We start from the raw sequence: 12,607 nt of genomic DNA on the forward strand, positions 1-12,607 counted from the left end.
ACCACGCCAGCATAACTAATCCCTCATCGCTCAATATATCGGCGTAGCATGCCTGTCACGCTGAGCAACATGATGGGTGTCACTATTGCGCCCAATATTTCGTATATCACACTGAAAGCACGCCACGGCTTCGCCTCATCGCGAGTAGTGATCGAGCATCTATCCTCCTGCTTGAGGTCCAGTCCTGGAACAAACACATCCAGCGCATACCATAAGGAATCGATTTCTTCGCCGCAACGTTGCCCGGGTAATGCTAACGTACCTGCCCCGGAATTCCGCACAAGCACAGGCTCATCAACTTGGTAATTTGCAATATAGAAAGTACCCGTACCGACGAGCAACCATAACATAAGGAACCACGTCACGCTTTTCCCCGGAAACAAGCCATAGTCGAAACATTTCTCCATTATGCATAGAAACGGACGAATCCACTGGTGATGGACAAATCGACGTTCGAGCGAGAGTTTCGCGAGTGTGATGCGCTTAGCAACCTCATACTTACCCTCATTATGTAATGCGCGTGCTAGTTGTTCGTAAGGTTGCGGTTCATAGACACTTTCTCCCTGTGCCGACTCAGCGCTATCCGCTTCGATGGCGCAAACTATTAATCGGTCACGGGCGTGCTTATGAGGTTTTGCGTGGGGGCAATCATACTGCCGGATCAACCAACTGATGTGAGCATCGGCCGTTTCGTCTATGCGTCTTGACGAACGTGTTTTCGGTTTCTCCAGTTTCGGTATTTCCGTTTCGTTAAATGCTTTTTTCGGATCGGTATTATCTTTAACTATCCTGGGCTTAACTATCTTGTCCTTACCCTCAACTCCCTCGGTTTCGACACGATCATATTCGAACCCATTAAGCTTTAGCCTTATACCGAGTCCCCAGGAACCGGACTCCCGAAGGTTATGATGAAGCACCCTGGCCTTGAGGCCACGTAGACAGATTTCCGCACGGCCTGATGCAGTAGCAGCTTCATTCTCCTGAATCCCAGGTTGTACCAGTTGTTGCAACAAGATAGGCTCAACATCCTGGGCAATTTCTTCGCGCGTGATCTTCTCCACCTGTGCGGCAGGTAAAATCGTCCTCAACCAGAATGGCGCACCGCCAGGATCAGCTTTGATGCGTGAGTCAGTAATGATGCGTAAGGGCGATTCAAATGTAACCGGGTTTTTTTCTTCAATATCAGCTAATAATTCATCCTTGGTCATCTCCACATTGCCATCAGGATTTACGTGCAGCTCAGCGCGATACAGTTTGCTGGTATAGCGCATCATGGCGATACAGCTCCAACCCTTTTCCTCGTCTTTCTTCACCGATACCTCAGCAAATTCTACTGGAGCCGATAATCTCGCACCGCCGAGCGCTTTCTCCGTCTCGATAATAAGGAAGGCGCCTTCCTCTCTTTCATCTCCTCCCCAAACATAGGCACAGAAAAATCTCAGGTAATCCCGTACCATCGGCGCGGAATCAAGTTTCAGCGTGCCACGTCCATTCAGCTGATGAATGGGTGTCGACTGCCCCCCAAGTAGAATTGATTCCATTGTCGTATCCGATTGATGCTTTAGGAAAGCGATAATAGCTTTGCGTTCTTTCTCAAGCTGACATAGCGCTTCGACAAGCACCCAATTGGGATAAAAAGAAAGTGGCGCCTTATAGGCTTCGATAACGAGCACTTCCGCTGCCCGAACCTTCGTCACTTGAAAATCATTTGCGATGCACGCATCCTCGATACTGAGAGTAGGAATGGGCATATTCTTAATGTCAGTCACGAGAGAACTCGGAGGATTTATAAATCTGAGACTATTTTCGAGATCACCGATGGAGAATCCGCTCCGATAGCTGCCACCGTTGAAACTTATTCGATGCTTTTTCATCAGCGGCATAAATATGCCGCTGATGAATACCGACCCTCGTACTTCGGCATCTTCCACATTCAGCGAGGTAAGATATTGTGCGCGCACATCCAGTGCACCGCCGATACGCGCCAATTCCAAGTTGACAGTACCGGAGATGGCTTTCAGATTGCAGTCATTGCCTATCGTTATGTTGCGTGCAAGCAAGCCATCTTCCTGACTGGACGGTGCCTCCATGGTCGCATGCTCGATGCTCAGATTACGCTCGACATGACTGCTGGTCAGATCAATGGAAATGGCCTGATAGCCAAGTTTCAGATCTCGGCTGACGCGAAGGTTGGATGCATTGATGCCCAGGTACTTCAAATCGGGCGGTAGATTCAGTGCCAGGCCTCTCAAATCCCACTCTCCACCAACGGTCATCGCCGATGCGCCGATAGGACCTTCAACAATAGTCCTGAGTGCTGAGTCGTGATTGCCAAGCAAAAAATTGTCGCGCACGCGCGCCAGGTAAAGATTTAACATCCATGAATTCTTCAAACCCCGCCGTTTGCTGATATGGACGCCACGGAGATCGAGAAACCCAATTGTGGCGCCCATGAAATCAAGTTCTCCCAACACCTCGCACTGGCAGTAATACCCTCCTGTTCCTTCTTTCCCACGGAGTGCAACTGCGCCATCGCACTGCAACGATTCGGCACGAAACGCAATCTCATCCGATGCTGAAAACACTGCAGCTTCCGCCCAGATATCGCTGCTGACGTGAGCACCCCTGACGCTTACGCCGCCTTGGGCATAAAAGCTTGGCTGGAGCATGACGAATCCATGGATCTCGGCAGCGGACAGATTTAGCGCATAATCGGGAGTATCGAATTCGCTACGCTGACCATCCGGGATTCTGAGGTGCGTTCGTTGAGCAATCACCGAGCCACCGATGCGGCAGCGGCTGGCAAAGATCTGGCAAGGGCTACCATTATCGAGCGGTGCAACATCGCTAATCTCAAGATCACCATCGAGAGTGGCGTCGGTCAGGTCAACACGTCCGGAGATTCTGCATCCACGAAGTGATAGACGGCTAAGCCGCACATTACTGGCATTTACTGCACTGAGAATTTTCTCCTCTCCGCTGGCGCCATTGCGGACAACCGGGTTCTTTATTCCGGATCCGTCGTGGATAATGCAGTGCTCCAGCAGCAGTGGCGGCAATGGCGTCCCTGCCGCTCCTTTGCAGTCGCTCAAATCAATCTCACCCTTGATAATGGCGCCGCGTAGCCGGACGCCATGCAGACGTGAATTTGCCTCTGCATCCTTAGCCGGAGCTTGCAAACCAAGCAGGAGTTCTCGCAGAAAAATTCCACGAACGGTGTTATCGGCCTCTTCCTGCACAAAAAGCCTGGAATCTTCCTGCACAAAAAACTCGGAAAGAACAGGAAGTTTTGGGAATCCCGCCCAGTCGCCACGAAACGCCGCATTGATGAGCTCTCTTTCGAGAGCTGACATTTTTTCTTCTTTTTCAAGGATAGGCATTTTTTGCTGCCTCTAATTCGAAGAGAATTGTGGAATCTGGCTCAAAATGCTGAGCAAGTGTGCGATTCACAGCAATGATGGAACAAGCAAGCTTGAAAAAAAGAAAGCAAAACCTGTCTGTTTACCGATGCACTTTTATTCTGTATGCCAACGTCTTCTGGCTTGGTGCGTACTGAACATATTCAGTTTAACCATAGAGGAAGAGTCTGGTAAATTCAACGCCGAAACGAACAGGGAGCTTTAGTAGAGGAAAATAATGGGGTCAGACAGATAAGACATCATTATTTGCACACGGCAGGGTTTGACATGTGGTGATCGACGACCGTGAACGTGCTCTTGCATCAGAAATTCAAGCTTTCTCTACAGGGGATTTCATCCAGAAATCTGTCGCCATTTTGGCGACAGTGGTATATTGACTGCTTGAATAAATGCAGGAGGAAATGAGGGGAACTGCCTCTGCCAAGCGCATGGATAATCTATTGTTGGCCATGTGGCTCCTCAGAAAAATCTCAGCGGTTGCCACGATTATCCCGCGTACCGCTACATCTCTATTTTACTGTCCAGTTTGAGCCGGAATTCGCAAAGCTAATTACGGAAATATCCACCTGCGCCGTATTCCGCGAGATGATTGCCGCAGCGCTGGAGAGACCTTGCAAGCAGATCCTTGAAATTTTCAAGGCGTATGTTGGGGTAAGGCGCCAATCCCAACATTTCGTGCCACTCAGGCATTCGAGCTCCTTTCGCCACACCAATGTACGGAGATTGTCCCCAAAGTAGGTCGGGCTACGCCCGACGATCGAAGGAATGATGTCGGGCGTAGCCCGACCTACTTCCCATTTGGTGCTGGTTTGTAGCCATGTAGAACGCGAATAATATCAATGCCGTCCTCAAGCGGAAAATAGAAAATCACGTAATGACCTATGGGTTGGCTGTACAAGCCCATCTTAAGTTCGTCGCGTCTCATTCCTATTTGCGGAAAGCCGGCCAGTGCCAGACATCTTTCCTGAATGTGATCAAGAACCTGTCCGCATTATGTGGGCTGTCTTGCGCGAATTTCCTCGAGGTCGTTTTCAGCCTCTGGATGCTTCAGTAAACGCGGCATCAGATTTCAACCTTCCCTCTTTTGTGCGGCAAGCCGTTTTCGACCTCTCGCCTTGATCTCTTCCATATTCAACGGAGTTGCTTCGCCACTGTCTATCCCTTTCTGAATGTCGCTCCTTAATTCTTCAAGCCGCAGGTTCCGTAATTGGTCGCGTTCCTCCAAAAGGCGCAAGGCTTCGCGCATAACTTCGCTTGCCGAGTTGTAAAGGTCACTTTCAACTTTACCTTTTACCAACTCTTCAAAATGAGGGGTCAAAGAAATATTCATGGGTTTAATCCTCCGATTGGATTGATGATAACAAGAAATAGCAAATACTGTTATTTATAACTCGATTCCTTGAGGAAATCCACCAGAAGCAACACATCTATGATGCCGCCAAGGACGCAGAAGATAGCGCCTCAGCTGGAACCGACGACCATGCGGATGCCGATTCACGGCTGTGCTCGGTCACGGTCACAAGCATGAGAGCCAGCATGATATTCATAATTCCTGAATCCACCCATCAGGAATACGGCTGAGGCAGAGCGTGACACAGACCGGAACCAACCGGACCGCATGGAGAACAGGCGAAAGGACCTATTTCTTTTTGTCCTGGTCGGCAGCCAGTTCGCGTAGCTCCTTGAGGCGGGCCTCTACACTGGAGTTGTGGTAGAAGTCGTCGTCGCTGTTTTGCAACGCGATCTGCAGTTGTTCAACAGCAGCATGATAATTGCCCTGCCGTGAGTAAACTTCGGCCTGCGCGCGATGCGCGGCCATCACATTGCCAAGCGCCGCATAGCTCTGTGCCTGTAACTTGTAAAGGCGTATGTCATTCGGGGTCAACTGCAATTGCCGGCTGACGAACTTGAGCGCCTTATCGGCGCCCCTATGGCGCAGGAGGGCATCTGCATAGTCATAGATTAGTGCGCGGTGGTGCGGGAATATTTGCAGTGCGGCCTGGTAGATGTCGAGGGCATCCTCGGTTTGGCCGCCAGCCAGTTTGACTCGAGCCGCCAGGGTCTCGATCATGGCATGGGAAGGGGGCGCTTTACGTTCTATCTGAATGGATGTACCGAGATGATGATTTTCCAGCGCTTCATCTACCGCATCCGGCTGCAAGGTGTCGTAAAGACGCTCCAACTCCTTATCCGCACGCAGGTAATCTCGTCCGCGCAACAGGGCATTGATCAGCCCATAGCGCTCCACGGTCTCATTGGTATAACGCCTGTCCCGCAGGACGGAGTCGAAGTGCCGTATCGCATCCGCCGGCTCATCGATGGAAGCGCGCAGTTTCGCCTGTACCATCCGGAAATTCATGCTGTCGAGAACTTGCCGGTAAGGCATATCGTGAATACGATTTTCGATATCTGCGATGCGCGCATAAGTAATCGGGTGGGTACGCAGATACGCTGGGGCACCATTTTCATAGAATCGGGTTGCTTTCTGCATGTGCTCAAAGAAATCCGACATCCCGTGTGGATCAAATCCCGCACTGACCAATATGTTGAAGCCGATGCGATCAGCCTCTTTTTCGTGGTCGCGGGTAAAGTCCAGTTGCGACTGAATCTGGCGCGCCTGGGACGCAACCAGAATCGCCTGTCCTGCCTGCGAATTGGTACGTGCAGCCAGGATGGCGAGGGCTGCCGCCGCCAGCGACGTCAGCATGCTATATTTTTGAGAGGCAATCATGCGAGCAAGGTGTTTCTGGGTAACATGCGCTATTTCATGCGCCATGACACCCGCCAGTTCGGATTCGCTCTCCGCCGCCAGGATAAGCCCGCTGTTGAAGCCCATGAAGCCGCCCGGCAGCGCGAATGCGTTGATCGTCGGGTCGCGGAGGGCGAAAAATTCGAACTCCTGATTGGGATGAGCCTCATTCGAGCCGAGAATCAGCCTATTGCCGAGGCTGGCAAGGTAGTCCGTTATTTCAGCGTCTTCCATATAGCTGCTGTCGGCCCGGATCTCGGACATGATCTTGAGGCCAAGCTCCCGTTCCTGGTGCGCCGACATCGTTGCCCGGGATACATCGCCGAGATCGGGCAATTCGTTGGCAAAACCATTCAGCGCAAACAATACTGGCAAAATAGCCATTACATGGCACATTTTCATGTCGATAAGATAACGCTTCGCGACTGAAGTTCCATCATGCCGAACGGGTTAATAGCCGAAACAGGGCTGGTATCAAGAGGAGCCCGGCATGAAAAAGCTACGAAAGGAATAAAGTTGGACTGTACTTTTCCAACCAGAAACCGGGTGCGCAAATACCATCAGCATGCTTGACCGGCTCGGCATAAGATTACTTTTTCAGGAATGGACAATCCCTCACGATTGTTTCCGCCGATCGTTCATAGGGGTCACTGCTACTGCTATCCGTATTGCGAGACCCACCAAGCCTAAATCGCTGTCTCATCTGTTTCTCCAGTACGTATTCTCGTTACCTGTTCGATACTCGTTACAAAGATCTTGCCATCACCGATCTTGCCGGTACGCGCGGTGTTGACGATGGTCTCGATAACGCTATCCACCAGTTTCTCGAGCACGACTATTTCGATTTTTACTTTTGGCAGAAAATCTATGACGTACTCGGCGCCGCGATAGAGCTCGGTATGGCCCTTCTGTCTGCCGAAGCCCTTGACTTCGGTAACGGTCAGCCCGGTTATGCCAATTTCATTGAGCGCTTCGCACACCTCGTCGAGCTTGAAGGGTTTGATGATAGCCTCGATTTTTTTCACGGTATGTTCCTTTGAGCAGATATTCGTGGAGACTGGTATCACAGTCATGCTTCAAGCTGTTCGGTTATTCATTGAAGCGGTTATCAATTCGGAAAGCCTTCATAAAGTCCGGATGACCGGAATCCACGCGCACCATTTTTAAAATTCATCTTGATACCTCGATGTAATCGGATAGCGCCAGTCCCTGCCAAAGGCTCGCTGGGTAACGCGGATGCCTGGCGGGGCCTGGCGGCGCTTGTATTCATTCTGACGAATCAGGTGCACCGTCCGCCGTACGTCAGCTTCGGCGTAGTTCATGCCTAAAATCACCTGCAACGACAAATCCTGCTCCATATAAGCTTCGAGGATAGCGTCGAGCACATCGTAAGGCGGAAGGCTGTCCTGATCGGTCTGGTCATGGCGCAATTCAGCCGAGGGTGCCCGGTTGAGGACACGCTCCGGGATAACATTACCTGAATTGTTGCGGTACCGGCAAAGCCGGTACACCATGGTTTTACTGATGTCTTTCAGTACAGCGAAGCCGCCGGCCATATCGCCGTATAAAGTGCAGTAGCCTACTGCCATTTCGGACTTGTTGCCGGTGGTGAGCACGATCGAGCCATACTTGTTCGATAACGCCATCAGCAAGGTGCCGCGTACACGCGCTTGCACGTTTTCCTCCGTGGTATCCTGGGCGTTGCGCTGCGGCAGCGTGGGAAACTCATTGGCCAGCGTATCCATGAATCTGCCGAATACCGGTTCGATGGGCAGTTCGCTATAACCTACACCCAGTGTCTGGGCCATGGCGCGCGCATCCGATAAGCTTATGTCGGCAGTAAATTGTGAAGGCATCATTATCGCTTTCACTTTCTCGGCACCCAGGGCATCGACTGCAATCGCCATCGTGAGCGCTGAATCCACGCCACCGGAAAGGCCCAGCAATACCCCGGGTATGCCATTCTTTCCGATATAGTCCTTTACGCCAAGGCATAGCGCCTGATAAACGCTTGCTTCCAGGGTATTTGAAGCTGCGATGTAGCCGCTTACCGGAGTCGCGTTTTGCAATTCGATCAGGCCGAGCGTTTCCCCGAATTCATCAAATTGATGAGTCAGTTCGCCCTTGCTATTCATGGCAAAAGAAGCGCCGTCGAATATCAGCTCATCCTGTCCGCCTACCATATTGGCATAAACGGCGGAAAGTCCCGTTTCGCCGATGCGCTGCCGTACCAACTGATAGCGCAAGGCTTGCTTGCGCATGTGGTAGGGCGAAGCATTCAGCACCAGGAGCACGTCCGCCCCCGCCTCCCTGGCGCGAGTGGCTGTGCCTTTTTGCCAGACATCCTGGCAAATATTGATGCCAAACTTTACCCCGTCCAGTTCAAATACGCAGGGATCGGAGCCGGGTTCGAAATAACGCCGTTCATCGAATACGCTATCATTGGGAAGCAGATTCTTGAGGTACGTCGCAACAATTTCGCCGTCACGTATCACGGAGGCCGCATTGTAGAGCTTGTTATCCTCGAGATGGGGATGCCCAACCAGCAGTGTCATCCCGCTCGTTTCCTTGGCCAGATCTGCAAGCGCATCCTCACATGCGAAACGAAATCCTGCCCGCAATAGCAGGTCCTCCGGCGGATAGCCCGACAACGCCATCTCGGGCGTGATAACCAGTTGCGCACCCGCCTTCTTCGCCTGACTGGCGTAATCAAGTATTTTTCGGGTATTGCCGCTCAGGTCGCCGACTGTGCAATTAATTTGTGCAATGGCGAGCTTCATGGTGTGGCGGCCGGTTGAGTTTCTGTTGACAATCGGCCGAATAATACCAGAATGAGCCGCCTTGCGCCGAAGGCCGGCAAGCGCGACAATCCCGCATGAGCGCCGGATTTGAAATAAAAATAGTCGATTCTCTTGCCGGCATTTCTGTCCTGGCATGGAATGCGCTCACCGGAGACGATCCATTTCTGCGGCACGAGTTCTTGTCCGCCATGCATGAAACCGGGTGTGCCTCGAAAAAAACGGGCTGGCTACCGCAGTTTGTCACGCTATGGGAGGGAAATGTCCTGCGTGGCGCGTTGCCGCTTTACCTGAAAAGCCACTCCTACGGTGAATATGTGTTCGACTGGGCCTGGGCAAATGCTTATCAACGCTATGGCTACCCTTATTATCCCAAACTGTTGAGCGCGGTACCTTTCAGCCCGGTGACGGGGCGGCGGTTGCTCGCGGAGACGCCGACGCATCGCGCCCTGCTTATCTCGGCTGCAATGAAAATAATTGAAGACAGAGGCGGGGAGGGAATATCGTCATTCCATTGTCTCTTTCCGCAGGAATATGAAGCGCGCGAAATGGAAGCGGCGGGCATGACCTTGCGGCACGGGATCCAGTTTCACTGGCAGAACCGGGCCGGACAAGGTTATGAAAATTTCGAGATGTTCCTGGCGGGGATGAGTCATGGCAAGCGCAAGAAAATCCGGCAGGAAAGACGTAAAGTACAAGCTGCAGGCGTCCATTTTCAGTGGCTGTCGGGAAATGACATCAGCGACGATCACTGGCATTTCTTCATCGACTGTTATAACAAGACCTACGACGAGCACCACTCCATGCCCTACCTCAATCTGGAATTCTTCATGCGGATTGGCAAAAGCATGCCGGAGAATGTGCTCCTGATTCTGGCATTGCGCGACAACGAACCGGTCGGCGCCGCCCTCAATTTACACAGCGCACATACGCTGTACGGCCGCTATTGGGGTACGAAGGAATTTATATCCGGTTTGCATTTCGAGACTTGCTATTATCAGGCCATCGAATACTGCATCGCACATGACATCAAGTTGTTCGAGGGCGGCGCACAGGGAGAGCATAAGCTCGCGCGCGGCTTTCTTCCCGTCCGCACCTGGTCGGCGCACTGGCTGGCGCATCCCGAATTCGCCAGGGTCATCGGAAGCTATCTGGAGCGGGAAGCGCAGGACATCGGTCATTATCTGGACGAATTGAACGATAGTTCACCGTTCAGGAAAGAATAGATGGGATAATTGCCGAGTTTCGCCGCCTGGACGGTACTTTCACCCGGCGTGCTTTACGGGCTCGTAGGGAGCGGCGTCCAGTTCAACTTGCTTTCCGATGGGGGCGTCCTGTCCCGCAAAGCCGCGCCCATATCCCTCTTCCAAATAAGGATTTACTCCTTTTGGGGGAGTCAAACGGGTTTCGGCAACCTGCGCATTTTTTGCCGCCGTCTATATTCATCCGCGTTGACTCATAAAATCAACCCCCATATCAAATGATGGAATTAGATGCCTATAAGGTGCCCTTCCGCCGGTTTATGGAAGACATCTGGCTGAGATAGCGAGAGTCTTCCCTGCTGCAAAGACAAGAACTGGAATTTTCTAAGATAATACATCTCGGCCAAAAATGCCTAGGAGAGTTGACTCATTGAAGACTGTTATCATTGTCCCAACATACAACGAACGGGAAAATATAGGCCCCTTGATCGAGGCGCTACAGCATCAGTTTGAGAAGCTGGCCCACGACATGCATGTACTCGTAGTGGATGACAATTCACCGGACCGAACTGCGGATTTTGTTCGTGAATTACAGGCTGAGCATTCCAACCTGCATCTGCTTATGGGGGAGAAAAAAGGCTTGGGGGTCGCCTACATTCGCGGAATGTTGCACGCGATGGACGTATTAAACGCGGAAGTCGTGTTTGAGATGGATGCCGACTTCTCGCATAAGCCGGAGGATGTGCCGCGACTGATGGCTGAAATCGATCATGGGGCCGATTTTGTCATCGGCAGCCGCTACGTGCCAGGCGGGAGCATTCCAGAAGAATGGGGACTATACCGTCGTCTGAATTCGCGATTCGGAAACATCGTCGCACGCTACTTGGCGGGAATTTATTCGGTGCGTGATTGCACTGCTGGCTTTCGGGCAATCCGTACATCCATTTTGCGCCGCATCGATTTTGCCAAGCTCGGGGTGCAAGGCTATGCATTCCAGGTTGCGCTGCTCCACGCGGTGACAGTCGAGAAGGCCAGAATTGTTGAAGTCCCTGTCGATTTTATTGATCGCTGCTATGGCGACTCAAAACTGGGGTTACGAGATATCGTCGAATTTGTCGCAAATGCATGGTGGATACGTTTCGAGAGTTCAAAAACCTTCATCAAATTCTTGGCTGTCGGTGCCACAGGCGTCGCTGTTAATCTCGGATTTTTTACCTTACTACTTTTTTTTGGTTTGAACAAATTTGTTGCTTCACCTATTTCCATAGAAATATCAATAATATCCAACTTCCTTTTCAACAACTACTGGACATTTCGCGATCGCAACACCAAGGACAAAACCAGAATAAAAGGCCTTAAATTCAATACGGTCTCCCTCCTCTCGCTAATCTTGAGCTATGGCACCTTTGTCACACTTTCCTTATTCTTTCCGGACGTGCAGCCCCAGGTTCACCAATTCATCGGAATTATACCCGCCACCTTGATAAACTACTTCCTCAACTCCTATTGGACTTTCAAGCATGTCGAAGACTGAATTCGGGAATTGCGCGGTTACCTGTTTGGCTGCAAAATATATCTCGCAACGTAGCGTAAGCAGTCGCATTAAATAATACCTATCCAATTAATCCCAATGAAATATTGCAGTAACTGCGGCAGTTTAGTGGAATTGCGAGTTCCTGAAGGCGATACGCTGCCGCGTTACGTTTGTTCTGCATGCAATATCATTCATTACCAGAACCCCAAGATCGTGGTGGGCAGCATACCCGAATGGGGAGACAGGATATTGCTGTGTCGTCGCGCCATCGAGCCGCGCCAAGGATTATGGACATTGCCGGGGGGCTTCATGGAAAATGCCGAGACCCTGATCCAGGGCGCCGAACGCGAGACTTTGGAAGAAGCCAACGCCCGGGTGGAAATGGGAGATCTTTATTCCATCTACAATTTGCCTCATATCAACCAAGTGCACGTGTTGTTCCGTGCAAGGATGCTGGATCTCGACTTCAAACCGGGAATTGAAAGCCTGGATGTCAAACTTTTCCACGAAACGGAAATTCCTTGGGATACGCTGGCTTTCCGTGTCATTAGCGAACCCCTGAGGCGCTACTTTGATGAGCGACGCAAAGGAAGACTAGGCTTCCACATGGGTACCATAGAAGCGCTTCAAAAATAATTTTTCAAATTTGGAAAGCCCCGCCAGAAGATGTTTCGTCCTTGCGGGAACGGGTATCGCGGGATACGGATTATAAGAAATGAACTAGGGCCTGTTAACTCTAATAGCCATATTGCATGTATTTAGGTATACTTGCGGGCATGGAAATCACTCAAGCCCAGTACGAGCGAATCGTACACTGCCTGCCGCTTCAGCGGGGCAATGTCAGTCTCAGTAATCTGAACGTATTGAACGCCATTTTGTATGTGGCTGAGCATGGCTGCAAGTGG

General features: G+C 51.3%; 10 protein-coding genes and 1 pseudogene. 4 read left to right on the plus strand and 7 right to left on the minus strand.

The features are described from left to right. Positions 1-23 precede the first annotated feature (23 nt). The 7 genes and pseudogenes from BLP78_RS07250 to BLP78_RS07275 form a co-directional block, all read right to left on the minus strand. Positions 24-3,353, minus strand: coding sequence for a hypothetical protein (locus tag BLP78_RS07250; protein WP_143002909.1), 3,330 nt, complete (start codon positions 3,351-3,353; stop codon positions 24-26). 612 nt (positions 3,354-3,965) lie between these two features. Continuing rightward, complete coding sequence (locus tag BLP78_RS15550) at positions 3,966-4,109, minus strand: hypothetical protein (RefSeq protein ID WP_176752811.1); 144 nt, start codon at positions 4,107-4,109, stop codon at positions 3,966-3,968. A 97-nt stretch (positions 4,110-4,206) separates the two neighbouring features. Continuing rightward, positions 4,207-4,392 (minus strand): annotated as a pseudogene (locus BLP78_RS16235) (type II toxin-antitoxin system RelE/ParE family toxin); the annotation flags it as partial. A gap of 96 nt (positions 4,393-4,488) precedes the next feature. Beyond that, positions 4,489-4,749: a type II toxin-antitoxin system ParD family antitoxin gene (locus BLP78_RS07260; protein WP_090457993.1), complete on the minus strand. Its 261-nt coding sequence runs from the start codon at positions 4,747-4,749 to the stop codon at positions 4,489-4,491. A 309-nt stretch (positions 4,750-5,058) separates the two neighbouring features. Next, positions 5,059-6,552, minus strand: coding sequence for a M48 family metalloprotease (locus BLP78_RS07265; protein ID WP_371128863.1), 1,494 nt, complete (start codon positions 6,550-6,552; stop codon positions 5,059-5,061). 302 nt (positions 6,553-6,854) lie between these two features. Further along, the gene (locus BLP78_RS07270) at positions 6,855-7,193 is read right to left on the minus strand and encodes a P-II family nitrogen regulator (protein WP_025040872.1); all 339 of its coding nucleotides are present in this window, start codon (positions 7,191-7,193) and stop codon (positions 6,855-6,857) included. A 138-nt stretch (positions 7,194-7,331) separates the two neighbouring features. Continuing rightward, on the minus strand, positions 7,332-8,948 hold the full coding sequence (locus tag BLP78_RS07275; protein ID WP_090457997.1) for an NAD+ synthase: 1,617 nt from the start codon (positions 8,946-8,948) through the stop codon (positions 7,332-7,334). Positions 8,949-9,043: 95 nt separating this feature from the next. Here BLP78_RS07275 and BLP78_RS07280 point away from each other — a divergent pair, with 95 nt between their 5' ends. From BLP78_RS07280 to BLP78_RS15985, 4 genes are all read left to right on the plus strand, one after another. Continuing rightward, on the plus strand, positions 9,044-10,192 hold the full coding sequence (locus BLP78_RS07280; protein WP_090457998.1) for a GNAT family N-acetyltransferase: 1,149 nt from the start codon (positions 9,044-9,046) through the stop codon (positions 10,190-10,192). A 406-nt stretch (positions 10,193-10,598) separates the two neighbouring features. Continuing rightward, a complete protein-coding gene (locus tag BLP78_RS07285; protein WP_256330149.1) occupies positions 10,599-11,702 on the plus strand; it encodes a glycosyltransferase family 2 protein in 1,104 nt (367 codons plus the stop codon). Between the two features lie 96 nt (positions 11,703-11,798). Continuing rightward, on the plus strand, positions 11,799-12,338 hold the full coding sequence (locus BLP78_RS07290; RefSeq protein ID WP_090458000.1) for an NUDIX hydrolase: 540 nt from the start codon (positions 11,799-11,801) through the stop codon (positions 12,336-12,338). A 140-nt stretch (positions 12,339-12,478) separates the two neighbouring features. After that, on the plus strand, positions 12,479-12,607 hold a 129-nt coding region (locus BLP78_RS15985), incomplete at its 3' end, for a transposase (protein ID WP_371128865.1).

Origin of the sequence: Nitrosospira sp. Nsp1, assembly GCF_900100985.1 — a bacterium.
In the GTDB taxonomy this organism is placed as follows: Bacteria; Pseudomonadota; Gammaproteobacteria; order Burkholderiales; family Nitrosomonadaceae; genus Nitrosospira.

Coding starts and splice junctions, on each gene's coding strand:
- BLP78_RS07250 (WP_143002909.1), bottom strand. CDS start 3,353: ATGTCAGCTCTCGAAAGAGAGCTCATCAATGCGGCGTTTCGTGGCGAC.
- BLP78_RS15550 (WP_176752811.1), bottom strand. CDS start 4,109: ATGCCTGAGTGGCACGAAATGTTGGGATTGGCGCCTTACCCCAACATA.
- BLP78_RS07260 (WP_090457993.1), bottom strand. CDS start 4,749: ATGAATATTTCTTTGACCCCTCATTTTGAAGAGTTGGTAAAAGGTAAA.
- BLP78_RS07265 (WP_371128863.1), bottom strand. CDS start 6,552: ATGGCTATTTTGCCAGTATTGTTTGCGCTGAATGGTTTTGCCAACGAA.
- BLP78_RS07275 (WP_090457997.1), bottom strand. CDS start 8,948: ATGAAGCTCGCCATTGCACAAATTAATTGCACAGTCGGCGACCTGAGC.
- BLP78_RS07280 (WP_090457998.1), top strand. CDS start 9,044: ATGAGCGCCGGATTTGAAATAAAAATAGTCGATTCTCTTGCCGGCATT.
- BLP78_RS07290 (WP_090458000.1), top strand. CDS start 11,799: ATGAAATATTGCAGTAACTGCGGCAGTTTAGTGGAATTGCGAGTTCCT.